Annotated in this window: 27 protein-coding genes, 1 tRNA gene and 1 other annotated feature; of the genes, 24 read left to right on the forward strand and 4 right to left on the reverse strand. The window is 34.8% G+C overall.

Going from position 1 to position 22,605, the window contains the following annotated elements; genetic code table 11:
• Positions 1-79: 79 nt before the first annotated feature.
• Genes Q0F04_RS06280 through Q0F04_RS06310 form a run of 7 tightly spaced genes read left to right on the forward strand, consistent with a single transcriptional unit; the run spans position 80 to position 5,480 of the window.
• Positions 80-925, forward strand: coding sequence for an alpha/beta hydrolase family protein (locus Q0F04_RS06280; RefSeq protein ID WP_295751387.1), 846 nt, complete (start codon positions 80-82; stop codon positions 923-925).
• Position 926: 1 nt separating this feature from the next.
• Positions 927-2,399 (forward strand): family 1 glycosylhydrolase, encoded by a 1,473-nt coding sequence (locus Q0F04_RS06285; RefSeq protein ID WP_295751390.1) that lies wholly within the window; start codon positions 927-929, stop codon positions 2,397-2,399.
• The gene (locus tag Q0F04_RS06290) at positions 2,399-2,998 is read left to right on the forward strand and encodes a histidine phosphatase family protein (protein ID WP_295751392.1); all 600 of its coding nucleotides are present in this window, start codon (positions 2,399-2,401) and stop codon (positions 2,996-2,998) included. Before Q0F04_RS06285 ends, Q0F04_RS06290 begins: the two co-directional genes overlap by 1 nt.
• Complete coding sequence (locus Q0F04_RS06295; protein ID WP_295751395.1) at positions 2,995-3,909, forward strand: ROK family protein; 915 nt, start codon at positions 2,995-2,997, stop codon at positions 3,907-3,909. Before Q0F04_RS06290 ends, Q0F04_RS06295 begins: the two co-directional genes overlap by 4 nt.
• Positions 3,903-4,331: a PTS sugar transporter subunit IIB gene (locus Q0F04_RS06300; RefSeq protein ID WP_295751398.1), complete on the forward strand. Its 429-nt coding sequence runs from the start codon at positions 3,903-3,905 to the stop codon at positions 4,329-4,331. Before Q0F04_RS06295 ends, Q0F04_RS06300 begins: the two co-directional genes overlap by 7 nt.
• Before the next feature lie 11 nt (positions 4,332-4,342).
• On the forward strand, positions 4,343-4,648 hold the full coding sequence (locus Q0F04_RS06305) for a PTS sugar transporter subunit IIB (RefSeq protein WP_118357302.1): 306 nt from the start codon (positions 4,343-4,345) through the stop codon (positions 4,646-4,648).
• Entirely contained in the window at positions 4,641-5,480 is an 840-nt protein-coding gene (locus tag Q0F04_RS06310; RefSeq protein WP_295751403.1) for an HAD family hydrolase, read from the forward strand. Before Q0F04_RS06305 ends, Q0F04_RS06310 begins: the two co-directional genes overlap by 8 nt.
• Before the next feature lie 130 nt (positions 5,481-5,610).
• Here Q0F04_RS06310 and Q0F04_RS06315 read toward each other — a convergent pair whose 3' ends face one another.
• The 3 genes from Q0F04_RS06315 to Q0F04_RS06325 are packed head-to-tail and all read right to left on the reverse strand — an operon-like array spanning position 5,611 to position 7,411.
• Positions 5,611-6,516: a GNAT family N-acetyltransferase gene (locus Q0F04_RS06315; protein WP_295751406.1), complete on the reverse strand. Its 906-nt coding sequence runs from the start codon at positions 6,514-6,516 to the stop codon at positions 5,611-5,613.
• A complete protein-coding gene (locus Q0F04_RS06320) occupies positions 6,513-6,770 on the reverse strand; it encodes a hypothetical protein (protein WP_295751407.1) in 258 nt (85 codons plus the stop codon). Before Q0F04_RS06320 ends, Q0F04_RS06315 begins: the two co-directional genes overlap by 4 nt.
• Before the next feature lie 41 nt (positions 6,771-6,811).
• Positions 6,812-7,411, reverse strand: a complete 600-nt coding sequence (locus Q0F04_RS06325; RefSeq protein ID WP_295751410.1) for a YigZ family protein — start codon at positions 7,409-7,411, stop codon at positions 6,812-6,814.
• 264 nt (positions 7,412-7,675) lie between these two features.
• On the opposite strand from Q0F04_RS06325, the gene Q0F04_RS06330 reads away from it, so the two are divergent.
• The 17 genes from Q0F04_RS06330 to Q0F04_RS06410 all read left to right on the forward strand — a co-directional run bounded on the left by Q0F04_RS06330 (position 7,676) and on the right by Q0F04_RS06410 (position 22,106).
• Positions 7,676-8,590: an Rpn family recombination-promoting nuclease/putative transposase gene (locus Q0F04_RS06330; RefSeq protein ID WP_295751413.1), complete on the forward strand. Its 915-nt coding sequence runs from the start codon at positions 7,676-7,678 to the stop codon at positions 8,588-8,590.
• A 10-nt stretch (positions 8,591-8,600) separates the two neighbouring features.
• Positions 8,601-8,828 (forward strand): hypothetical protein, encoded by a 228-nt coding sequence (locus Q0F04_RS06335; protein WP_295751415.1) that lies wholly within the window; start codon positions 8,601-8,603, stop codon positions 8,826-8,828.
• Positions 8,829-9,038: 210 nt separating this feature from the next.
• Positions 9,039-10,241 carry an iron-containing alcohol dehydrogenase gene (locus tag Q0F04_RS06340; protein ID WP_295751417.1) on the forward strand — a complete coding sequence of 401 codons (1,203 nt, stop codon included), beginning with the start codon at positions 9,039-9,041 and terminating at the stop codon, positions 10,239-10,241.
• 2 nt (positions 10,242-10,243) lie between these two features.
• Positions 10,244-11,590 carry an aldehyde dehydrogenase gene (locus tag Q0F04_RS06345; protein WP_295751419.1) on the forward strand — a complete coding sequence of 449 codons (1,347 nt, stop codon included), beginning with the start codon at positions 10,244-10,246 and terminating at the stop codon, positions 11,588-11,590.
• Between the two features lie 16 nt (positions 11,591-11,606).
• Positions 11,607-12,092 carry a hypothetical protein gene (locus Q0F04_RS06350; RefSeq protein WP_117572637.1) on the forward strand — a complete coding sequence of 162 codons (486 nt, stop codon included), beginning with the start codon at positions 11,607-11,609 and terminating at the stop codon, positions 12,090-12,092.
• Between the two features lie 11 nt (positions 12,093-12,103).
• Entirely contained in the window at positions 12,104-12,373 is a 270-nt protein-coding gene (locus tag Q0F04_RS06355) for an ACT domain-containing protein (protein WP_117572639.1), read from the forward strand.
• 12 nt (positions 12,374-12,385) lie between these two features.
• The gene (locus Q0F04_RS06360) at positions 12,386-13,741 is read left to right on the forward strand and encodes a PFL family protein (RefSeq protein WP_117572641.1); all 1,356 of its coding nucleotides are present in this window, start codon (positions 12,386-12,388) and stop codon (positions 13,739-13,741) included.
• Between the two features lie 132 nt (positions 13,742-13,873).
• Positions 13,874-14,233 carry an Hpt domain-containing protein gene (locus Q0F04_RS06365; protein ID WP_295751421.1) on the forward strand — a complete coding sequence of 120 codons (360 nt, stop codon included), beginning with the start codon at positions 13,874-13,876 and terminating at the stop codon, positions 14,231-14,233.
• A 91-nt stretch (positions 14,234-14,324) separates the two neighbouring features.
• Positions 14,325-14,532 (forward strand) — a binding site (T-box leader).
• 102 nt (positions 14,533-14,634) lie between these two features.
• Positions 14,635-15,396, forward strand: coding sequence for a transporter substrate-binding domain-containing protein (locus tag Q0F04_RS06370; RefSeq protein ID WP_295751423.1), 762 nt, complete (start codon positions 14,635-14,637; stop codon positions 15,394-15,396).
• A gap of 20 nt (positions 15,397-15,416) precedes the next feature.
• Complete coding sequence (locus tag Q0F04_RS06375) at positions 15,417-16,100, forward strand: amino acid ABC transporter permease (RefSeq protein ID WP_295751425.1); 684 nt, start codon at positions 15,417-15,419, stop codon at positions 16,098-16,100.
• Positions 16,093-16,824, forward strand: a complete 732-nt coding sequence (locus Q0F04_RS06380) for an amino acid ABC transporter ATP-binding protein (protein WP_295751428.1) — start codon at positions 16,093-16,095, stop codon at positions 16,822-16,824. Before Q0F04_RS06375 ends, Q0F04_RS06380 begins: the two co-directional genes overlap by 8 nt.
• The gene (locus Q0F04_RS06385; protein WP_295751431.1) at positions 16,821-17,912 is read left to right on the forward strand and encodes an aminotransferase class I/II-fold pyridoxal phosphate-dependent enzyme; all 1,092 of its coding nucleotides are present in this window, start codon (positions 16,821-16,823) and stop codon (positions 17,910-17,912) included. The genes Q0F04_RS06380 and Q0F04_RS06385 overlap by 4 nt, the downstream gene beginning before the upstream one ends.
• Positions 17,913-17,941: 29 nt before the next feature.
• Positions 17,942-18,454, forward strand: coding sequence for a DUF1307 domain-containing protein (locus tag Q0F04_RS06390; protein WP_295751434.1), 513 nt, complete (start codon positions 17,942-17,944; stop codon positions 18,452-18,454).
• Between the two features lie 42 nt (positions 18,455-18,496).
• Positions 18,497-19,117 (forward strand): metallophosphoesterase, encoded by a 621-nt coding sequence (locus tag Q0F04_RS06395; protein ID WP_295751436.1) that lies wholly within the window; start codon positions 18,497-18,499, stop codon positions 19,115-19,117.
• 30 nt (positions 19,118-19,147) lie between these two features.
• Complete coding sequence (locus Q0F04_RS06400; RefSeq protein WP_295751439.1) at positions 19,148-19,870, forward strand: GntR family transcriptional regulator; 723 nt, start codon at positions 19,148-19,150, stop codon at positions 19,868-19,870.
• Positions 19,867-20,706 carry an ROK family protein gene (locus Q0F04_RS06405; RefSeq protein ID WP_295751441.1) on the forward strand — a complete coding sequence of 280 codons (840 nt, stop codon included), beginning with the start codon at positions 19,867-19,869 and terminating at the stop codon, positions 20,704-20,706. The genes Q0F04_RS06400 and Q0F04_RS06405 overlap by 4 nt, the downstream gene beginning before the upstream one ends.
• Before the next feature lie 35 nt (positions 20,707-20,741).
• On the forward strand, positions 20,742-22,106 hold the full coding sequence (locus Q0F04_RS06410) for an MATE family efflux transporter (RefSeq protein ID WP_295751444.1): 1,365 nt from the start codon (positions 20,742-20,744) through the stop codon (positions 22,104-22,106).
• Positions 22,107-22,207: 101 nt separating this feature from the next.
• Here Q0F04_RS06410 and Q0F04_RS06415 read toward each other — a convergent pair.
• A tRNA-Glu gene (locus Q0F04_RS06415) sits at positions 22,208-22,283 on the reverse strand.
• Positions 22,284-22,605: the final 322 nt, after the last annotated feature.

The raw sequence follows: 22,605 nt of genomic DNA on the forward strand, positions 1-22,605 counted from the left end.
TTTTTTAACGAGTGAAGAATTAAAAGCGTATATAAAAGAAAATAATATTCATTTATATACATATGATGAGGTATAGATTATGGCACATTTAACATGTAACTTTTTTTCGAAATCATTGATGCGTACAGTTGATATTACTGTGATTTTACCAACCGATAAATTTGTGTTTACAGACCCAAATTTTAAGCCGCAGACAACCTTTAAAACGTTGTATTTGCTTCATGGAATCTTTGGCAGTACATCGGATTGGATCAATGGCACAAGAATTGAGGCTTGGGCGCAAGAGAAAAACTTGGCGGTCGTGATGCCAAGTGGAGAAAATAAATTCTATGTGGATCAGCCACATAGTATGGATAATTTTGGAACGTTTATTGGAGAAGAACTTGTGGATTTCACAAGACGAAGCTTTCCATTATCAACTAAACGTGAAGATACATTCATTGGTGGATTATCCATGGGTGGCTATGGCGCATTGCGCAATGGTTTGAAATATCATGATACGTTTGGTTCGATTGTCGCATTATCAAGTGCACTTGTTTTAGATGGGGTATATTCATCGACATATGAGGATTTAAACCCAATGGGCAATCGCTATTATTATGAATCGATTTTTGGGGATATTTCAAAATTAAAAGGCAGTGATATGGATTATTATGCCTTGGTGGATGGTTTAAAATCAGAGGAGTTTCCTAAGTTGTTTATAGCTTGTGGAACCGAGGATTTTATGTTGAAAGAACAGAATGAACAATTCCATCAGTATTTATTAGAAAAAGAAATTGAACATGAATACCAAACAGGACCTGGAGGTCATGACTGGGTATTCTGGGATACGTTTATTTATAAAGCACTAGAGTGGCTTCCATTAGATGAAGCTGTATCGGGTGTAAGTAGTGGAAATGTAAATATAGAGAGTGAAGGTAAATAAGATGAGTTTTCCAAAAGGATTTTTATGGGGTGGCGCAACAGCGGCCAACCAATGTGAAGGAGCTTGGAATGTAGATGGCAGAGGCCCTGCTTTAACGGATGTAAAAACAGGAGGAAGTGTGAATGCACCTCGTTTAGTGACATATATAGATAAGGATGGAAATCCTCATGCAGAACCAGAAAGTCCAAGGGGTATTCCTGAAGGCGCGCATTATGCGGTATTAGATGATTATCTATATCCAAATCATGATGGAATTGATTTTTATCATCATTATAAAGAAGATATTGCTCTAATGGGAGAAATGGGATTTAAGACATTCCGTATGTCAATTTCTTGGTCAAGACTATTCCCAAATGGGGATGAAGAAGTGCCAAACCAAAAGGGTATTGAATTCTATCGTAATGTATTTACAGAATTAAGAAAACACAATATTGAACCTTTAGTTACAATTTGGCATTTTGATACACCATTATATTTGGAAGAACATTATGGTGGCTGGAAGAATCGTAAGTTGATTGAGTTCTATACGCGCTTTGCGAAGACATGTTTTGAAGAATTCAAGGGATTGGTTAAATATTGGTTAACATTCAATGAAATCAACAATACAGTTATGTTCTTGGAAATGTTTGGCAATAAGGCAAGTGATGAGGATTACCAAAATGCGTACCAAATCTTACATCATCAGTTTGTGGCAAGTGCCAAAGCCGTTCAAATTGGACATGAAATTGATCCGGAAAATAAGATTGGATGTATGATTTGTGGAATTACATTCTATCCAATGACTTGTGATCCTAGTGATATTATCTTAAATCGTCACACTTGGGAACAGGGAATCTTCTATTGTGGCGATGTGCAATGTAAGGGTAAATATCCTACTTACGCGAAGCGTTTGTGGAAAGAGCACAATGTAGAATTGGAAATCTTACCAGAAGATTTAGAGGATTTGAAAAAAGGTACAGTGGATATGTACTCATTCTCTTACTACATGTCTACGGTAGTGACTACACATACAGTAACGGACAAAGTGGGAGGAAATTTCTCTGCAGGTGCACGTAATGAATATCTTCAATATTCAGATTGGGGATGGGCAACCGATCCAACTGGATTACAGTACTATTTAGAAATGATGTATGACCGTTATGAAATTCCATTATTGATTGTTGAAAATGGTTTGGGTGCATTTGATACTGTGGAAGAAGATGGAAGTATTCATGATCCATTCCGTATCGATTACTATAGACAACACATTCAAGCAATGGATAAGGCCATTCAAAACGGTGTGGATCTAATTGCGTATACAACTTGGGGATGCATTGACTTAGTGTCTGCAGGAACAGGTGAAATGCGTAAGCGTTATGGATTTATCTATGTAGATAAACAAGATGATGGTACGGGTGATTATTCAAGAAGTCGTAAAGATTCATTCTATTGGTATAAAAAGGTTATCGCATCGAATGGAGAGAATCTAGATTAATGAAAATTTATCTTGTGCGTCATGGACAAACCTTATTCAATCAACAAAAGAAAGTACAAGGTTGGTGTGATTCTCCATTAACACAAGAGGGTATCAAACAAGCGATTGCAGTGTCAAAAACGCTGCAGTCGATTCCTTTTGAGTATGCCTATAGCTCAACGAGTGAAAGAGCTATGGATACGTTGCATTATATTCTAAAAGATCGAGATGTGCGTTATGCCTATGTGAAGGGATTGAAAGAGTTGAATTTTGGCTCTTTAGAAGGCGAAAAAGAAGCGGATGTATTCACAGATATTCATGTGTATGAAAAGGGTTTTGAGATGTATGGCGGAGAAACAATGGTGACAAGTAATCAACGCTTTATGGCTTGTTTAGAAACGATTGCCAAATCACATACGGATAATGTATTAGTTGTTGCGCATGGTGGTGTGATTATGGGGGCTTTGAATTATTTGGATGAAGCTCGTTTTATGAAGCATATGGAAAAAGTTGGAGATGTTGACAATTGTTCAGTGACAATTTTAGAATATACAGATCATTTTGAGATTAAAAATTTAGCAGATACGTCTTATCGAGACAGGGGGCTATTATTACTATGAAAATATTTGCGATGGATATTGGGGGCAGTTCAATTAAATATGCCTTGTTAGATGAAAATAGAAATAAGTTGGATAGTGGAAAAATTAAAACGCCAGCACCAACTTCAATGGATGGTAATTGTGAATATACCGTAAAAGATTTATATGATGCGATTGATACTATTGTACCAAGTGATATTGATGGAATCGCATTAAGTATGCCGGGTGTGATTGATTCTGAAAATGGAATCGCATTAACGGGAGGCGCTTTGACATATATTCAAAATGAACCGGTTGAAAAGGTGTTAAGTGAAAAATATGATGTTCCTGTTTGGGTTGGTAATGATGCCAAGTGTGCAGGTAGTGCTGAAGTTGGATATGGTGCTTTAAAAGATGTTCAGGATAGTGTGGCGATTATTTTAGGTACGGGCATTGGTGGATGTTTGATCAAGGATAAAAAAGTACATAATGGACGTCGTTTTTCTGCAGGAGAAGTTTCTTGTTTGTACACAAACAATGCGTATCCAGCCAACTATCAAGGCCTATGGGCTTTCACAAGTGGGATTGCTGGTTTATTGGGTTTAGTACAAAAGTATTTAGAAACCGATGAAAAGTATAGTGGTGAAGAAATCTTTGAAATGGCAAATGCAGGCAATGAAAAAGTATTGGCAGCTCTAGATGAATTTTGTTTCTACGTTGCGTTACAGCTTTATAATATTCAAGCTATTTTTGATCCAGAAAAATTTGCGATTGGCGGAGGCATTTCAGCGCAGCCTTTATTGATTGAAAAAATCAATGAACAATATAAAAAGTTGTTTTTACCGATGTTTCCTTTGCGTCCTGTTGAAGTTGTGGCTTGTGAATTTAGAAATGATGCCAATCTAATTGGGGCTTATTATCAGCTTCGGACAAAAATGGTGGGTGCATGCTAAGGGTGTGCATCTGCTGTGGGGGTGGCTTTTCAAGTAGTGTATTGATGCGAAAAGTTAAGAGTGAACTTGTTGAAAAAGGGTATGATGATAAGTTAAAGATAGGATTTTGTCCTTTTAAAGAAGTACATGAACATTATGATGAATATGATGTGATCATGGCTTGTCCACATCTTTCATATAAGGTAGAAGAATATATTGAGAAGTATGGTAATCAAGTTCCAATCTATGTGATTCCAGCGATGATGTATGGAACGATGAATGTGAAAGAAGTGTATCAGGATGCTTTGGATATTTATGAAGGATATAAAAAAACACATAAAAATCCGATGTATTTTCCTGGAGAAGACAATAATATGAAGCGTAAAAATCGTAATGTGAGTTATCGTAGGGCATATCATATAACAGGAGAGATTGAGTTTTAGGGATGGTGAATATGAAAATATTATTTGTGTGTGCCGGTGGAATGTCGACTGGCTTGATTGTTAAAAAGATGGAAAAATGGGCAAGTGAAAACGGAAAAGATTTAGTTGTGAAGGCGACGGGTGTTGGAGGCTATGAATCAAAGTGGCAGGACTATGATTGTATTTTAGTAGGTCCACAGGTTCGTTTTAAGATTCCGGAAATGAAAGAGAAAGTTAAAATTCCAGTGGCTCAAATTGAAACGTTGGATTATGGATTACAGAATGTCGACAACATGTTGAAGCTTGCGTATTCGTTAGTGGAGAGTTCAAATGATTAAGTTATTCGCATCGGATCTAGATGGTACTTTACTTGCTAGAAGTCATCAGTTTGATGAATTGATTAAGGTCACGGTTGAAAAGATTGTGCGTGAAAATGCAGTTTTTACGATTTCAACAGGTCGTGATTGTTCAATGACGGAATTGAATGGATTAGAAAATAAGATCTATCGTATTTGTATGAATGGGGCTTTGATTATGAGTCCTGAAGGAGAAACGTTAAAACTAGATTTAATTGATAAGGATATTTTGAAAATTATTCTAGAAGAGTTTGATGATTTAGATTTAGAATTTATTACGCCCTATAAAACGTACACGAAACAATCGAAAGAGGAGTTCTTTGAGAAAATGGAGAGAATGCCTCATCCGGATGGGGATAATGTTGAAGTTGCGAAGTTCTTTATGGAGAATGTTTCAAAGCGTTTGGTGTTTGATCAATCGAAAGAGGAAATTTTATCTAAAGATGTTTGTAAGATCAACTCACATTTGCAGCCTGGTAAATCGTATAATCGTTTGTATAAATTTTTAGAAAAGTATTCGAGTTCAATTGTGAATGCGCCTTGTGATAAAAATTTGATTGAAATTACGAAACAAGGTGTGAATAAGGGGAATGCCGTACATTGGTTAGGGCAGTATTTACATATTGAAGATGATGAGATAGCGGTATATGGTGACGGTGGCAATGACTTACAAATGTTGTCGATGTTTGAACATTCGTATGCGCCATGTACAGCTTTGGAAGTGGCAAAGTATGCCGCAAACAATCAATTGGGTCCTTATTATGAATATAGTGTGGCTCGAAATATGTTGGAGACTTTGGCGAAACAAAAATAATTTGTTTCATTTCATTTAAAACGTGTTAAGATAATGGAGGATGCTTGTTGAAAGTATCTAAATCCATTATTCTAAGCAAAAAGGGAGGTTTTTAGCGATGCCTCCTTTTTTGCGTTTCATAATAAAAAGCCTACTGGAAATGGTTCCATGTAGGCTTTTCTAATAGTTCGTAGGCTGTTTTTGCGTTTCTAATGTTTGTGTTAGAGAATTTATCGAATAATTTATAATTGTTGAGTCTGACCATTAATTTTTTATCGGTTCTAGGAAAATGAAGCGGGAATAATTTATCGAATCTTTCACTTTCACTGATTAGAATGGATGTTACTTCGTTGTTGATGGATAAATAACTTAAAAGATCTTGAATGGCTTGTGAATCAAAATAAACTAAAACTTCGATATGTGCCTGATGATCTTTTGTAGAATATATCGCAAATCCTTTTGGTTGTTTATCCTCGTTTATCATTGTGACAATGTTTTTTTGTAGGCTTTGATGGTATTGAAGGAGTTGGTTGAATTCATCTTCACTTAATAGAATACTGCCATCAAAATACTGCATGAACTGAAAATATAATGGGTATAAATTGTCTGCTTTTTGTTTTACGTGGAAAGGATTTCCACTTCTGCATAGTGGAGCTCCAATCCAATATTCTTTTGTGTTTGAAATGTGTTGAAAGCTTTTTGCCTCAAATAATTTGGGCATATTTGTATATGTGATTGTCAATAAATCATTGTAGGTAGCTTGTGAAATGGCGGCATCTAATAAGCTAGAAAATTGTTTTCTTTGTCTATAATCAGGTAAGGTCGCAGCCATACCAATCACAGATACACGCATTTGTCGATCTAAAAACATCATCGTTCTTTTTGTGACTTGAAGACAAGAAGTGATTTTATCATCTTGCCACAAGCAGAACATGTGTTGTGGATCATATTGATATTTCATCCAGGCATCAATTTCTTTTTCATCCATATTAAATGCGGATTTAATCAACAAGTCTTTGATTTGTGCATCATATCCAACACTGTTGTGACAAATCATTGGTTATCTCCATCATCTTCGTGTTCTGTATATTCAACATCAATAGCTCCATGTTTTGGAGTTGATTTTGGTTGTTCTTCTTGATTTTGTGTACTATTGAATGTATGAACATGTACGTGTCTTCTTCCTGTAAATAGAGAAATAATCCAAAAGAAAATGATGATTGGTAAAATAAATGGAAGTAGCCAGCTTGCTAGAGTTCCAAATATAAAGATAATCACAAAAAAGGCAATAAGAGTAAGAATATTATCCATAAAGGTACCTCGCTTTTCTAAAGTATATCATTGTGTGTAGATTAAATCACACATTCAGTTTCAATATCTTGTATATATTGAATTTGTATTTTTCCATTTGTAAGTTCCATTAAATCTTTAGAAATATCTTCTTGAACAAGGAAATGATAGACAACGTCTTCTTCATATTGTTGTTCTATGACTTCAATGTTTTGTGTTCTAAAGTAATGGTCGATTTTTCCAATGAGATCATAAGAAAAATGAATTTGATATTCTTGAAGTGTAGTTACAGTTGTCAGTGTTGCCACTTTTAAAGCTTCAGAAACGCTTGAGCTATAGGCTCTTACAAGACCGCCAGTTCCAAGCTTGATTCCGCCAAAATAGCGTACTACAACGGCTAGAATATCTTGCATTTCATTATGCATTAAAACATCTAACATGGGATGACCGGCTGTCTGGCTTGGCTCTCCATCGTCGTTAGATCGCATAATGTTTCCTATAATCATAGCTGTACAATGATGATTGGCATTGGGATGTTCTTTTTTTATGGCTTTTAAAAAGTCCTTAGCCTCTTGTTCATCTTGTGTTCTATGAAGATACGTAATAAATTTACTTTTTTTAATTTCTATTGTATTTATACAATCATTTTGAATTCTTGGCATAGTTGTATTGTAACAAAGAATAGCTATATTCTACAAGTTTAGTAGAAAAGAAACCATTCTAGTGTTGGCGTCTAGAATGGTTTCTTTTTGTTTATTATTATTTTTAGGAGAGAGATATGAATATTGGTTTATTTCTATATTCATTGCCTTATCTTTAAGGCACTTATAGAATATCATTCCATGTTGTCATAATTTTCTTATAACTTTGGTAAATCTTGTGAAATCGGATTGAATTATGTGAAATTGTCAAAATATGCATCTTTTTTGGAAAAACCTTCAAAAAAAACGTTTAAGAATATGGAGGAAAGAAAAGATGAAACAATGAAGGAGTTTCTAGAAAACGATGCCTATTTTGTCGACTTTTTTAATGCCTACTTCTTTAATGGAGAAAAAGTTCTTAAACCAGAGAACTGTGAAGAACTCGATTCAGAGATGAATGATGCGAATATGGATTTAGAAAAGCATGTGGATGTGATTCGTAAGTATAATGATGGAAATGTATATAGTGCATTCATTATTGAGAATCAAAGTCGTGTGGATTATTCAATGGTTGTAAGAGCGGCTACATATGAGTTTGTAGCTTATGAGCGAATGTTAAAGAAGTCAAAGAAGAATAAGGTAAAAGAGAAACTTCCAATGGTGCACATTCTTGTGTTCTATACAGGTGAAAGGCCTTGGAATGCGGCTAGACAGCTTTCTGAACTTGTAGAGGTGGATGAAAGGTTCAAATCTTATTTCAATGACTACAAAATGAATCTGATTGAAATCACGGGAAATACTTCATATAATTTTAATGAAGAAGATGTGTATAATCTATTCTACATATGTCGTAGTATTTATGATCAATCTATTTATGAAGGAAAGGCCAATGATTTTGGACTAGTGAAAAGCAGTGTGTTAAAAGTAGTCAAGACATTGACGGATGTAGAGTGGTTGGATTTAAAAGAACTAGAGGAAAAGGAGGAGATTGAGATGTGCGAAGCAGAAAAGAGATGGCTAGAAGTAAAGTCAAAGGAATGGGAAGCTGAAGGAATAAGAAAAGGCATTGAACAAGGAATTGAACTAAATCAATTTGAAGTATATCAAACCATGCTAGAAAAAGGATTCAGTGTTAAAGCTATCGCATCGATTTTCTCAGTAAGTGAAGAGTCGATTAAAAAGCTATTGATGAAAGCTTAGGTGTATTGAGATGTGTGAAGCGGAAAAGAGATGGCTTGAAGTAAAATCAAAGGAATGGGAAGCTGAAGGAATAAAAAAAGGAATCAAACAAGGAATTGAACGAGGCATTGAACAGGGTGTAGAACTAGGACAGGTTCTTTTGTACAAGACTATGATAAAGAATGGAATGAGTGTCAATGAGATTTCTAAGGTTTGTTCAATATCTGTTGAGAGCCTAAAACAAGTATTAAGTGATTGATAAGAAGAGAAAAAATCTCTTCTTTTCTTATATGTATAATGTGAGATGTATTAAAAGATGGTAGATAAAGGATTCAGTAAGTAAAGAGTCGATTGAAAGGTTATTGATGAAATCATAAGGATATGGACATGTATGTGTCCATATTTTTATAGTTGACAAAGTGAACAAATGAATATAAAGTATACAAAGTTAACTAAACGGAGGTACTTTATGAATACGTTTAAGAAAATATATTGTCGAATTTTTCAGAATTGTTTTAAACTTGTAATTCCTGTTTTACCCTATCGAACTCCAGAAATATTAAAGAGTACATCTTTGATTTCTCATGTTTGTATGGATAATCATATTTCTAAAGTCATGGTTATTACTGATTCTACAGTACATCAATTGGGTATATTAGATCGTATGTGTGAACACTTGGATCATCATTCTATTTCATATGTAATTTATGATAAGACGGTCGCAAATCCAACGAGTGATAATGTAGAAGAAGCTAAAAATATATACTTATCTTCTAAGTGTCAGGCTTTGATAGGTTTTGGTGGAGGGTCCAGTATGGATTGTGCTAAGGCCGTTGGTGCTAGACTTGCTCGCCCTAAGAAACCACTCTCAAAGATGGAGGGAATCTTAAGGATATGGAAGAAACTACCATTGTTGATTTGTGTACCTACCACAGCTGGAACAGGAAGTGAAACAACTCTTGCGGCTGTCATTGTAGATTCAAAAACACGTCATAAATATGCGATCAACGATTTTAATTTGATTCCTGATTATGCGGTTCTAGATCCTAAACCCACATTATCTTTGCCTCCATTTATAACGGCATGTACAGGGATGGATGCTTTAACCCATGCGATTGAGGCTTATATTGGAAATTCGACTACAGAAAAGACGCGTGATTATGCGTTAAGGGCCACAAAACTTATTTTTGAAAATATATATAAGGTGTATGAGAATGGGAATGATTTAGAAGCTAGAAGCAATATGTTGGATGCTGCCTACTATGCAGGACATGCCTTTACAGTTTCATATGTGGGATATGTGCATGCGATAGCCCATTCATTAGGTGGAAAATATAATATTGCGCATGGACTGGCTAATGCGACATTGTTAGATGTTGTGTTGAAACAATATGGAGAAAGTGTGTATAAGAAGTTATATGAAATGGCTTTGTATTGTGGAATCTGTAATGTGAATGATTCTTATAAAGTGGGGGCAGAGCGTTTTATTGAACAAATTACTTTAATGAAAAAGCATTTTGGCATTTCATCCACATTTAGTGATTTGAAAAAATCAGATATACATGAATTGGCTCTTTATGCGGATCATGAAGCCAATCCATTGTATCCAGTTCCAGTTTTGTGGGATGTAAAAGAGTTAGAAAAAGTGTATGATTTAGTAGTGGAGGATTAAGTATGGATCCAATCGTTTTAAACCAAAGAGAATTTTTTAATCAACATAAAACTCTAGATGTTGATTTTAGAGTAAATGCCTTAAAAACTTTAAAAAAGGCAATTTTAGCTTATGAAGATAGAATCAATGAGGCAATAAAAAAGGATGTTGGAAAATCAAATTTTGAAACGTATATGTGTGAAGTAGGGTTAGCTTTAAGTGAATTAACTTACATGGAAAAACACATTCGTAAGTTCGCTAAAGAAAAGACTGTATATACACCATTGGCACAATTTTTGTCGCGCAGTTTTGAAAAGCCAAGTCCCTATGGTGTGGTGTTAGTCATCAGTCCTTGGAATTATCCATTTTTATTATCTATTGATCCGTTAATTGATGCACTTGCAGCAGGAAATACGGTTGTATTAAAACCAAGTGAATTTAGTCCACACACATCCCAAGTTATTAAGGATATGATTGAAGAATACTTTGATCCAGAATATGTGGCTTGTGTACTTGGAGATAGTGAAGTGAGTTCTAAACTACTAGATTCAAAGTTTGACTATATTTTTTATACAGGTTCAAAACGTGTAGGAAAAATTGTGATGAATAAGGCGAGTCAATATTTAACACCGGTTACTTTAGAATTGGGTGGAAAAAGTCCTTGTATTGTAGATAAAGATGCAGATATCAAATTAGCTGCACGAAGAATTGTGTTTGGAAAATATTTGAATTGTGGACAAACTTGTGTAGCTCCAGACTATATATTGGTGCATGAATCTATAAAAGATCGATTTATCGAATGTGTGATTGCGGAAATTAAACGTCAATATGCGAGCTTAGATGATTATGGTCATATTATTAGTGAAAAGCATTATAAGAGAATATTGGGCTTAATTGATAAGGAGAAGGTTGTATATGGTGGAAAACATCATGATCTACAAATTGAACCAACAGTGATGGATGACGTGGATTTTTCAGATCCAATTATGCAGGAAGAGATATTTGGGCCTGTTATGCCAGTTTTGACATATTCAGATTTAGATTGGATTATCGATAAAATTAATTCTATGCCTAGCCCATTAGCTTTATATATTTTCACAAATAATAAACAGGTATCGAAGAAAGTAACAAGTGAAGTAGCCTTTGGTGGTGGTTGTATCAATGATGTTGTGATTCATTTAGCTACTAGTAATATGGGCTTTGGTGGCGTAGGCGAAAGTGGTATGGGTTCTTATCATGGAAAACGTGGCTTTGATACGTTTAGTCACACAAAGAGTATTGTAGATAAAAAGAGAATGATTGACTTACCTATGCGTTATCAGCCTTATACGAAAATGAATGAGAAATTGATTCGCTTTTTCTTGAGATAATCTTTATAATGGATGTATGGGAAAAAAAGAAAAATTCGCATATGACATCGATTTTGGTGCCATTATGGACTATGTAGAAAACCGTTTTATGTTAGTAATAAAAGATGAGGATTGGACACAGGAGGAAATTGATATGTTGAATAGTGGTATCGATCTTCATTTTTGTTACACAAACGATATTGCCGTGTTTGTGCTTGAAGGTGGCGATATTGATTCCAGTGATTTTTATTTCAATGTACAAGAGTGTGACTGGAAAGAACACTTATTTAAAAATGATTGTCTAGATGTCGAAATTGTATTGGTTGATAAGGCAAATGACATTTGTTTCAAGAAGTCACATACTTTGACAAAAGAACAAAGTCAAATTATTAAGGATTGTCTAAATCAACAAAATGAGGTATCCTTTATGCCAAGTGAATATGATGTGAATGTGCAGGGAATCCAGAGTGCATATGAACCATATGAGCTTATACGCTTTGAAAAATGTGAAATCAAATTTTAAGGAGAATGATGATGAAGGCTGTTATTAGTGTAATTGGAAAAGACAAAGTAGGAATCTTGGCTATGATTGCCAATGAATGCGCAAACTACAATCTAAATGTATTGGATGTAACTCAAACAATCGTAGATTCTATGTTTACTATGACTATGATGGTTGCGATTGATGAAATGAGTATTCCATTAAATGAATTTGCGGAAAGAATGGAAAAATTAGGGAAAGAAAAGAATCTAGTCATTCGTTGTATGCATCAGGATATTTTCAATTCTATGCACAAAATTTAATGAGGTATTCCTATGCAGACAAATGAAATTTTAGAAACAATAAAGATGATTGACGAAGAATATTTGGATATTCGTACAATCACAATGGGTATTAGTTTATTGGATTGTATGGATCCAGACATTCATGTGTCATGTCAAAAAGTGGAAGAAAAGATTTGCCGCTTAGCCAAAGACTTAGTAAAAGTTGGAAACGATTTTAGTAAGACTTATGGTATTCCCGTTGTAAATAAACGTATCAGTGTAACCCCAATTGCGATGTTAGTGGCTTGTTCAGGAGGAAATCCAGTTGAATATGCATTAACTTTAGAGCGTTGTGCTCAAAAATTAGGGGTTGATTTTATTGGTGGATATTCTGCGTTAGTACAAAAAGGATATGCAGCAGGGGATAATGAATTGATTGAATCTATTCCTGAAGCCTTGGCGAAAACGCAGCATGTTTGTGCTAGTGTCAATGTAGGTAGTACAAAAGCTGGAATCAATATGGATGCCGTTGCACAGATGGGACGTATTGTGAAGCGTTGTGCTGAATATACAAAGGATGACAATTGTTTAGGCGCTGCTAAACTTGTTGTATTCTGTAATGCGCCTGAAGACAATCCATTTATGGCTGGTGCCTTCCATGGTGTAGGTGAAGCCGATTGTGTAATCAATGTCGGTGTATCTGGACCAGGTGTTGTGCGTGCTGTATTAAGTAAAGCCGATAAATCATTGCGTATGGATCAGATTGCAGATTTAATCAAACGAACAGCCTTTAAGATTACGCGTATGGGACAATTGGTTGGAACTGTTGCCAGTGAAAAACTAGGTGTGCCATTTGGAATTGTGGACTTGTCATTAGCTCCAACTCCAGCTGTTGGTGATAGTGTTGCCTATATTCTAGAAGAAATGGGATTAGAAACTTGTGGGGCTTATGGAACAACAGCTTGCTTAGCCATGTTGAATGATGCGGTTAAAAAAGGCGGCGTTATGGCAACAAGCAATGTTGGTGGATTATCAGGTGCTTTCATTCCAGTGAGTGAAGATGCAGGTATGATTCATGCGGCAAGAACAGGGGCATTAAAATTAGAAAAATTAGAAGCAATGACGGCAGTATGTAGTGTTGGATTGGATATGATTGTAATTCCAGGTGAAACAAGCGCAAGCGTTATTTCAGGAATTATTGCGGATGAAGCTGCAATCGGTATGGTTAACACAAAGACGACAGCTGTACGTGTGATTCCTGCGATTGGAAAAGATGTTGGAGATGAATTAGACTTTGGTGGTTTATTAGGTGCTGGTCCAGTGATGCCAATTTCTCAGATTTCAAACGATGTCATGATCAATCGTGGAGGAAGAATTCCTGCACCATTACAAGCATTAAAGAACTAATCATTCAGGAAGCTTTTGCTTCCTTTTTATATTGCATTTTATTTGGTTAGATTATAGAATATAGATGATTTAAAAAAGCTTTAATTAAAATATTAATTTAATATTCAGTTATATTTTAGAGAGGAAAATAGAATGACAATCGAAGAATGTTATGTAAAAATGGGAGCAAACTATCAAGATGTTATTAAGCGTTTGCCAAGTGCTAAAATGATTGAAAAGTTTGCGTTAAAATTTAAAGATGATACGAGTTTTCAAGAATTAGAAACGGCTTTGAACGAAAAACAAGTGGATTTAGCTTTTCGAGCTGCACATACTTTAAAAGGAGTATGTATGAACTTAGGCTTTGATCATCTATATAAGCCTAGTTTTGAAATCACAGAGAGTTTGCGAGCAGGAAACTTGGAGTTGGGGCTACAACAATTTGGTGCAGTCAAAGAGCAATACACAAAAACAATCGATGCTTTAAATGAATTTATTGCAGAAAATGAATAGAATCTCTTAGGAGGTTCTATTTTTTTGTAAACAAATGTAAAAATATTTCAATTTTATCTTGCATGTTTTCAGAAAGTGAATATAATAGTTTACATAAACAAAGAAAAGAAGAAGTACAAAAGTAATTTTTCTTAAGAGAGATAACGGTAGGTGCAAGTTATTGAAAAATCTTTTGGAACGTGTCTTGGAGTTATTTAGTCGAAGGTTTGAGGCTAAATCGTGAATTCGCGTTAAGAATGAGGTGTCATCTGTATAGGCAGATGGAATTTTGGTGGTACCGCGTATATAACGTCCAATATATTTGGGCGTTTTTTTTATTAGAAAGGGTGTGTGTGAATGGAAAGTGATCGACGATATAGAATAATTTTTGATTTACACATGAAGAAAGGTAGGAATATAAAATGAAAAAAATTATTAAATTAGGTATGGCGGCTTTAACCGCATTGACAATGGCAGGATGTTCAAGTGAATCAGAGGATGTAAAAACAATTACTGTGGGGATTTCTCCAGATTATGCTCCTTATGAATCCGAAAATAAAAAGGGAGACATTGTTGGATTCGATCCAGATATGATGAAGTGTTTTGAAGAATATCTAAGTGATGAAGAAGGCGTTACTTACAAGTTAGAAATGAAGAAGATGGATTTTGATAATATCATTACACAGCTTCAAGGTGATCAAATTGATGTGGGTATTTCAGGATTTACCTATGATTCAAAACGTAAAGTAGAATGGTCAGATCCATACTTAGGATCAAGCCAGGTTGCTGTGATCCCAAAAGATTCAGATATCGCATCGACTGCGGATTTAGAAGGTAAATCTTTAGTTGCTCAAACTGGAGCTACTGGTGAGGCTGCCGCAAAAGAAGTTAAGGATGCCAAAGTAACTGGATTAAAGAATGTACAAGATATTATGAATGCATTAAGTGCAAATCAATATGATGCAGCTATCGTTGACTTGGGTGTAGCGAAAAACTATGTAAAGAGTGGCGAGTTTAAAATGTTAGATGAATCTTTAATGGATGAACAAAACTACATCATTGCGAAAAAAGGTAATACAGATATGATTAAGAAGATGAATACATGTATTAAGAAATTCTTGGCGAGTGATGATTATGCTAAGTTATGTGAAAAATACGATTTATCTCCATTAGAAACAAAGTAAAAGAAAAGTGAGGAAAGTGTATGTTTGTTGCGATTGATCAGGTATTTACATTAGAGAATATACTCTATTTGGCGAAGGGTGCGCTGTTGTCGGTTGCGATTGCAGCGCTTTCCCTTTTAATTGGTTTAGTCCTTGGAATTTTAGGAGCCAGTGGAAGAAGAAGCAAACATAAGGTGCCTAGAGCTATAGCGTTTGTGTATGTCACAATCATTCGTGGCACACCATTGCTTCTACAGATTTTGATTATTTTCTCTGTTATTCCATCGATTTATACAGCTTTTACGGGTAGCGTTTTAAGAATCAACCCGATCGTAATAGGTATGATTGCCCTTAGTATTAACTCTGGCGCATATCAAACGGAATTGTTACGTTCAGGAATCAATGGCGTGGATAAAGGTCAGTGGGAAGCTTGTGAAACTTTGGGATTATCAAATTGGAAAACAATGAAACTGGTCATTTTACCCCAAGCATTTAAGCGTGTAGTACCACCATTGATCAGCGAATTTATTACTTTGATCAAAGATAGTTCTTTGATTAGTTGTATTGGTGCAGTGGAACTTTTAAAGGGTGCACAAGTCATTGGAGCTGAGTATTATGATGTTATGTCGCCATATATGTTAGCGGCAATATTCTATTTGATTATGACATGTATTGTTTCTTGTATTGGAAATAAAGTAGAAAAGAGGTTGGCTGTAAGTGATTAGAGTAGAGAATGTTTCAAAAAATTTTAATAAAACACATGCCCTAAAAAATGTGAACTTAGAAGTCAATAAAGGCGATATTATCTCGTTGATTGGTCCAAGTGGTTCAGGGAAAAGTACGTTGTTGCGTTGTATTCATGGTTTGGAACATGTAGATTCAGGAAAAATTTATATGGATGATGAATGGATGAATCCAAATGATGAAAAGAAGTTTCGTGCACAACGAAATCGTATGGGATTTGTCTTCCAACATTTTAATTTATTTCCGAATATGTCGGTTTTACAAAATTGTAAGTTAGCTCAGGTAGAAGTGTTAAACAAATCGGATGAAGAGGCTGAAAAAACAGCTTTAGAGTATTTAGATAAAGTTGGATTGTTAGAAAAGAAAGATGCGTATCCTAATAACTTGTCTGGTGGACAAAAACAGCGTGTTGCGATTGCGAGAGCCTTATGTATGAATCCAGATATTATGTTGTTTGATGAACCTACAAGTGCTTTAGATCCAGAAATGATCAAGGAAGTACTTGAAGTAATGAAAGATCTTGGTAAACAAGGAATGACAATGGTTGTGGTTACACATGAAATGGGCTTTGCGAGAAAGGTAGGAACTCGAGTTGTTTTCTTGGATCAAGGTGAAATTGTAGAAGAGAATACGAGTGAAAAATTCTTTGAGAATCCTCAGTCGGATCGTGCAAAGGATTTCTTGAGTAAGGTATTCTACGAATGAGATTGCCAGATTTTAAAGTCGAACAATGGATGAATGACTATGAAAATGATGCCATCTACAACATGACAGATACATGTGTAAAAGCACTTACTTTACAAGAATTGTTAGACTTGGAAGAATTTGATTTTTCGAATTTAACATTAGATTATGGTCAGATTACAGGCGATATTGAATTAAAAAAGGAAATCTTATCTTTATATGAGCATGGAACAATTGACAATATCACAACGGCGCAAGGGTGTTTGCAGGCAAATGAACTCGTGATGAATACTTTATTAGAAAAAGGGGATGAAGTCATTAGTGTGGTTCCTGGATACCAACAGTTTGTGGATGTTCCAAAATCACTTGGTTGTAAAGTGCATCTGGTAGAATTGGATGAAATGAATTGGCAGCTGAGTGTGGAAAAGTTTAGGGATATTTTAAATCCCTCAACGAAAATGATTATTTTAAATAATCCTTCAAATCCAACGGGAACGGAATATTCAAGGTGTTTTTTAAATGCATTGATTGAATTATGTAAACCATATAATACGTATATTCTTTGTGATGAAGTATATCGCGGGTTGAATGACGAGGCTTCTATAAGCGATTTATATGAGAATGGTATTTCAACTTCGAGTCTAAGTAAGATTTTCTCGCTTGCCGGATTACGTCTTGGGTGGATCAAAGCCAATACATATGTGATTCATCAAATCAATGTGAGAAGGGATTATTCTATGATTTCTACAGGTCCTTTAGTGGATAAATTAGGGTGGATTGCCCTTAAGCATAAGGATGAATTGATTTTAAGAGCGAAGGAAATTATTTCATCTAATAAAACCATTGTTCATGAATGGCTTAAAGAAAATCCTTATTTTGAATGTGTATTGCCAAGTGGTGGTACTGTGTGTTTTCTGAAATATTATTTTGAGTTAAAGAGTGAGACGTTCGCAAAATTATTATTGGCAGAAAAAGGTGTTTTCTTTGTGCCAGGATCTTGCTTTGATAAAGAATACTATTTCCGTTTAGGTTTAGCTCAAGATAGTAAGTTGTTTAAGGCTGGCTTGGATGAACTTTCGAACTTTGTGGATGAACATTTGATTTCATGATAAAATGATTTGCGTAAGGGGGAATACTTATGCGAATTCAATATTTGTTGTGTGCATGTTTATTGTTGAGTGGCTGTACAAAAGTGAGTGATCTTACGCATCAAAAGAGTAAGTCAACGGAAAAGGCGCCGGTTACAGTAAAAAAGACAAATAAAATAAAGGTAATCGATTGTAAGAATGATTCTTCGCAACAAGTTACTTTTGAAGCTAAGGGGGATAAGATTCAAAAGATGACACAGAAGTTTGCGATGAGCTTTTCAGATTTAGGTATAACAGAAGATATGAATTCTGAACAGATCCAATCTAAGATCAATTCTTCATTGGATGATAAATATAATTCGATTGAAGGCGTTCATGTATCTACTGAATTAAAAGAACAGCAGGTTGAAGTGACGTTGGAAATGGATTTTAAAACAGCAAATATAGATACACTGATTGAAAGTGGCTTATTGGATAAGGGCGAAGCTCAATCGGATTATGTAAGTTTGAAAAAGACGCAAAGTGCTTTTAAACAAGAAGGATTTGCGTGTATGATAAAATAGCGGGTTTTCCGCTATTTTCTGTTTGAAAGGATGAGTTAAAAGATGCGTTATTATATTGCGGATACACATTTTTTTCATCGTTCGTTGAATGAAAAGATGGATCAAAGAGGCTTTGAAGACATTGAACATATGAATGAATATATGATTGATCAATGGAACAGTAAAGTTCGAAAGAATGATGAAGTTGTTGTTTTGGGAGATTTTTCTTGGGGAAACGCAAGTCAAACGGCAGAGATCTTAGATGAATTAAAGGGTAAAATTTATTTGATTCGTGGAAATCACGATCGTTTCTTGGATGATAAAAATTTTGATACTTCAAGATTTGTGTGGATCAAAGATTATGCGGAATTAAATGAGAATAAGCGAAAAGTAGTGTTGTCTCATTATCCAATTGCGTGCTATAACGGACAATATCGAAGAGATGAGGATGGAAATCCAAAAACATTTATGTTGCATGGACATATTCATGCGACCCAAGATCAGCAGTTTTTGGATGCGTATCAAGAGTATATTCATCAACAAAAACATCCAAGAATCAGCGATGGTCAATTGGAGGGTGTGCCTTGTCAGTTGATTAATTGTTTTTGTATGTACAGCGATTATGTTCCAATGACATTAGATGAATGGATTGAAATTGACAAGCAAAGAAGAAATATCATATAATTGTTATAACAAATATAAGGAGATCAAATTATGCATAAGTTGGATACAACGCCGGGTCATCTTCCTTACTATAAACAAATTAAGGAGTTCTACAAAAAAGATATTCAAGATGGAATCTTGGCTGTAGGAGATCGCGTTGACAGTGAAATGGAAATTCAAGAGATTTACGATGTTTCAAGAATTACAGCTAGACAGGCTATTCTTGAATTAGAGCAGGAAGGTATGGTGAAGCGTGGTCGTGGCAAGGGTACGTTTGTGACATACAGGCCTAAAATCAAAGAGGAATTGTCACATATCCGTAGTTTTACAGATGAAATGACAGCTTTAGGAAGAATGCCGGGAACAAAATCTTTTCACATCACAAAAGAAATTCCGGATGAAGCCACAAGAGAATTGTTTGGCTTGGACGAAGAAATGATGTATTGTGTTCGAAGAGTTCGTAGTGCAGATGATGTGTTATTGGTGTATTTTGTGTCTTATTTTCCTTTAAGTTTGAATATACCTTTGAATATGGAAGAACAAACACAGTCTATTTATGAAGTGATTGGCGCACCTACAAGAATAGATGAAGAGTTTTCTGCGATTAATCCGAGTGAAGAAATCTGTTTGGCTCTGAAGATACGTAAGGATCAGCCGGTATTAGCCCGTAAGCGTGTTTCTTATGATAAAAAGAAGAAAAAGATAGAGTATACAATGTGTTACTATCGTGGTGATTTATATAGTTACACAATTTCAACGTCGCAAAAATTATGATTTTAACGATCGACATTGGTGGTACCAATATTAAATATGGATTATGCGATGCGTCGGGAAATATCCTACAAAAAGGGGAATATCCTACTTTGGATACGGCGGATAAAATAGTTCAATCCATTTGTGATTTACCCTTTGAATATACTGGAATTGCGATCAGTATGCCTGGAATCTTGAATAAAGATCATTCAAAAGCTTTTATTACGGGTAGGCTTGCGTTTCTTTCAAATTATCCTTTAAAGGAAAGGTTGGAAGAAATCAAAGATTGTAAAGTGACAATTGAAAATGATGGTCGTTGTGCAACGTGGGCAGAGCTTGGATTTGGAAATTTGATACATTCAAAGAATGCTTTGGTTGTTGTTTTAGGTACCTATATTGGAATGGGTATAGTGATTGATCATAAAGTATATGAAGGTTCACATTTATTGGCTGGTGAATATTCAGATGCGCATATGGATACGGAAAAGACTTTTAAGAATACCATGGCGTATTGCTTTGGAAAAGATGGTCTTGAAAGAGCAACGGGTTTAACGGGTAAAGAACTTTTTGATCATTTAGATGATGAAAAAGTATATGCAGATTTCAACAAATATTGCCAAAATTTGGCTTGGATGTTAAATAATCTTCAATTATTATTGGATGTGGATACAATTTTGATTGGTGGAGGCATATCGGCACAGCCTAAACTCATTGAGTGTATCAAAGAAAATATGAATAATTTGAAACAATGGTTTCCTACATTGGAGAAGCCTGTTGTCAAAGCTTGTAAATTTAACAATGATGCCAATTTATTAGGTGCATTGTGTTACAACAAAAATAATACCGAGAATCATTAAAAGTTCTCGGTATTTCTACATAGAGGGGAAAGGGCATGAAATCGTTAATTGGTGATAAGAAGTTTTATCGAATGGTTTTGATTGTATGTATACCAATTGTGATACAGAATGGGTTTACCAATCTTGCCAGTTTATTAGATAACATTATGATTGGACAATTGGGAACACTATCTATGAGTGGTGTATCTATTTCAAATCAATTGCTTCAAGTGTTTAATGTGAGTGTTTTTGGTGCAATGTCAGGTGCTGGAATATTCTTGGCACAGTTCTATGGAAGAGGGAATCGAGATGGTGTACATAATTGTTTCCGAATTAAAATGTTGATTGGTATTTTGATTTCGGTGCTGGCCATTTGTATTTTTAAATTACTTGGACCTTCATTAATTTCTTTATATTTAAATGATGATCCAACAGATAGTTTGATAACATTGAATTATGGCATGCAGTATATGAATGTTATGTTGATTGGACTGATTCCATTTGCGATTACACAAGTATATTCTTCTTCGTTAAGAGAAACGGGGAATACAGTTTTACCGATGAAGGCTAGTGTTATAGCCGTTATTGTGAACTTTTGTATCAACTACATTTTAATTTTTGGACATTTTGGTTTTCCTAGACTTGGCGTTATAGGCGCGGCAATTGGGACGGTGGTTTCTCGTGTAGTGGAAATGAGTATAAATATAGCTGCGGGATATAAGAATGAATATTTACAAGATGCGATGCGTTTGGATAAGATATCTGGTGATATATTTAAGAATGTTGTTAAAAGAGGGGTGCCACTATTGTGTAATGAAATATTGTGGTCGATATCTATTGCACTTATTTCTCAATGTTATTCAACAAGAGGACTTGAGGCTGTGGCGGCCATCAATATTACATCAACAGTAACCAATTTCTTTATGATTATTTGTTATGCGATGGGAAATTCGATTTCAATTATTGTAGGTCAAAGACTTGGTGCTGGTGAAATTGAATATGCCAAAGACTGTGATTTGAAGATGGTGTTTATGAACTTTATGATGTGTCTATGTATTGGTGTAGCTTTGTTTGGATGTTCATCATTTATTCCACAAATCTACAATACGTCTATAGAAGTAAAGTCGTTAGCAACATCTTTGTTGAGAGTTTCGGCTTGTATGCTTCCAATTATTTCTTTGTATTATAGTAGCTACTTTACAATGCGAGCAGGTGGAAAAACATTATTAACATTCTTCTTTGATAGTGGATATACATTTATATTTACGTTTATGGTTGCGATGTGTTTAACTCGTTTTACAAATCTTCCTATATTCAATGTGTACTTACTTGTACAATGTGTTGATATTCCTAAGGCAATATTAGGAATCACATTAGTCAAAAAGGGGATTTGGGTACATAACATTGTGAATGAACTTTAACGTTTCAAAGGATTTCAGTAATAGTATAAACTGAGATCCTTTTTCTATGTGAAGTTGTTTTGCGTAAAAAAAAGAAGTCCTTTCGGACTTTATTTAAACAATGGTGACGCGTACGGGATTCGAACCCGTGAATGCATGCGTGAAAGGCATGTGAGTTAACCGTTTCTCCAACGCGCCATGTATATTAAACTTGTCTTTCCTGACAAGTGCTAGTTAATGATACTATAAGAATGTTAATATTGCAAGCAAAAAAATTAATTTTTTTTAAATTGATTTTTTCAGATTTATATTTTTGTTGTAGGTAAAGAAATTGATATGTTTAAAGTATCATTTTGTATATGACAAAGCCTAGAAATTTGATAGGAATATGGGTTATATTTTATTGGGTGGATATGTGAAAAAATTAATAAAATAGTGTGATTTAATTAATTGGGGTTATAAAAAATTTTTTAAAAAAATGATTGAAAGCGCTTGCAAGTATGTGCTATGATACAGTAGT

The organism is uncultured Holdemanella sp., from assembly GCF_934772795.1.
In the GTDB taxonomy this organism is placed as follows: domain Bacteria; phylum Bacillota_I; class Bacilli_A; order Erysipelotrichales; family Erysipelotrichaceae; genus Holdemanella.

Bases quoted from the DNA above. Each gene is read 5' to 3' on its own strand.
- Q0F04_RS06405 (WP_295751441.1), top strand. From the start codon at position 19,867: ATGATTTTAACGATCGACATTGGTGGTACCAATATTAAATATGGATTA.
- Q0F04_RS06365 (WP_295751421.1), top strand. From the start codon at position 13,874: ATGACAATCGAAGAATGTTATGTAAAAATGGGAGCAAACTATCAAGAT.
- Q0F04_RS06350 (WP_117572637.1), top strand. From the start codon at position 11,607: ATGGGAAAAAAAGAAAAATTCGCATATGACATCGATTTTGGTGCCATT.
- Q0F04_RS06375 (WP_295751425.1), top strand. From the start codon at position 15,417: ATGTTTGTTGCGATTGATCAGGTATTTACATTAGAGAATATACTCTAT.
- Q0F04_RS06305 (WP_118357302.1), top strand. From the start codon at position 4,343: ATGAAAATATTATTTGTGTGTGCCGGTGGAATGTCGACTGGCTTGATT.
- Q0F04_RS06295 (WP_295751395.1), top strand. From the start codon at position 2,995: ATGAAAATATTTGCGATGGATATTGGGGGCAGTTCAATTAAATATGCC.
- Q0F04_RS06345 (WP_295751419.1), top strand. From the start codon at position 10,244: ATGGATCCAATCGTTTTAAACCAAAGAGAATTTTTTAATCAACATAAA.
- Q0F04_RS06370 (WP_295751423.1), top strand. From the start codon at position 14,635: ATGAAAAAAATTATTAAATTAGGTATGGCGGCTTTAACCGCATTGACA.
- Q0F04_RS06315 (WP_295751406.1), bottom strand. From the start codon at position 6,516: ATGATTTGTCACAACAGTGTTGGATATGATGCACAAATCAAAGACTTG.
- Q0F04_RS06285 (WP_295751390.1), top strand. From the start codon at position 927: ATGAGTTTTCCAAAAGGATTTTTATGGGGTGGCGCAACAGCGGCCAAC.
- Q0F04_RS06410 (WP_295751444.1), top strand. From the start codon at position 20,742: ATGAAATCGTTAATTGGTGATAAGAAGTTTTATCGAATGGTTTTGATT.
- Q0F04_RS06320 (WP_295751407.1), bottom strand. From the start codon at position 6,770: ATGGATAATATTCTTACTCTTATTGCCTTTTTTGTGATTATCTTTATA.
- Q0F04_RS06290 (WP_295751392.1), top strand. From the start codon at position 2,399: ATGAAAATTTATCTTGTGCGTCATGGACAAACCTTATTCAATCAACAA.
- Q0F04_RS06355 (WP_117572639.1), top strand. From the start codon at position 12,104: ATGAAGGCTGTTATTAGTGTAATTGGAAAAGACAAAGTAGGAATCTTG.
- Q0F04_RS06325 (WP_295751410.1), bottom strand. From the start codon at position 7,411: ATGCCAAGAATTCAAAATGATTGTATAAATACAATAGAAATTAAAAAA.
- Q0F04_RS06395 (WP_295751436.1), top strand. From the start codon at position 18,497: ATGCGTTATTATATTGCGGATACACATTTTTTTCATCGTTCGTTGAAT.
- Q0F04_RS06280 (WP_295751387.1), top strand. From the start codon at position 80: ATGGCACATTTAACATGTAACTTTTTTTCGAAATCATTGATGCGTACA.
- Q0F04_RS06360 (WP_117572641.1), top strand. From the start codon at position 12,386: ATGCAGACAAATGAAATTTTAGAAACAATAAAGATGATTGACGAAGAA.
- Q0F04_RS06310 (WP_295751403.1), top strand. From the start codon at position 4,641: ATGATTAAGTTATTCGCATCGGATCTAGATGGTACTTTACTTGCTAGA.
- Q0F04_RS06400 (WP_295751439.1), top strand. From the start codon at position 19,148: ATGCATAAGTTGGATACAACGCCGGGTCATCTTCCTTACTATAAACAA.
- Q0F04_RS06300 (WP_295751398.1), top strand. From the start codon at position 3,903: ATGCTAAGGGTGTGCATCTGCTGTGGGGGTGGCTTTTCAAGTAGTGTA.
- Q0F04_RS06335 (WP_295751415.1), top strand. From the start codon at position 8,601: ATGTGTGAAGCGGAAAAGAGATGGCTTGAAGTAAAATCAAAGGAATGG.
- Q0F04_RS06390 (WP_295751434.1), top strand. From the start codon at position 17,942: ATGCGAATTCAATATTTGTTGTGTGCATGTTTATTGTTGAGTGGCTGT.
- Q0F04_RS06385 (WP_295751431.1), top strand. From the start codon at position 16,821: ATGAGATTGCCAGATTTTAAAGTCGAACAATGGATGAATGACTATGAA.
- Q0F04_RS06340 (WP_295751417.1), top strand. From the start codon at position 9,039: ATGAATACGTTTAAGAAAATATATTGTCGAATTTTTCAGAATTGTTTT.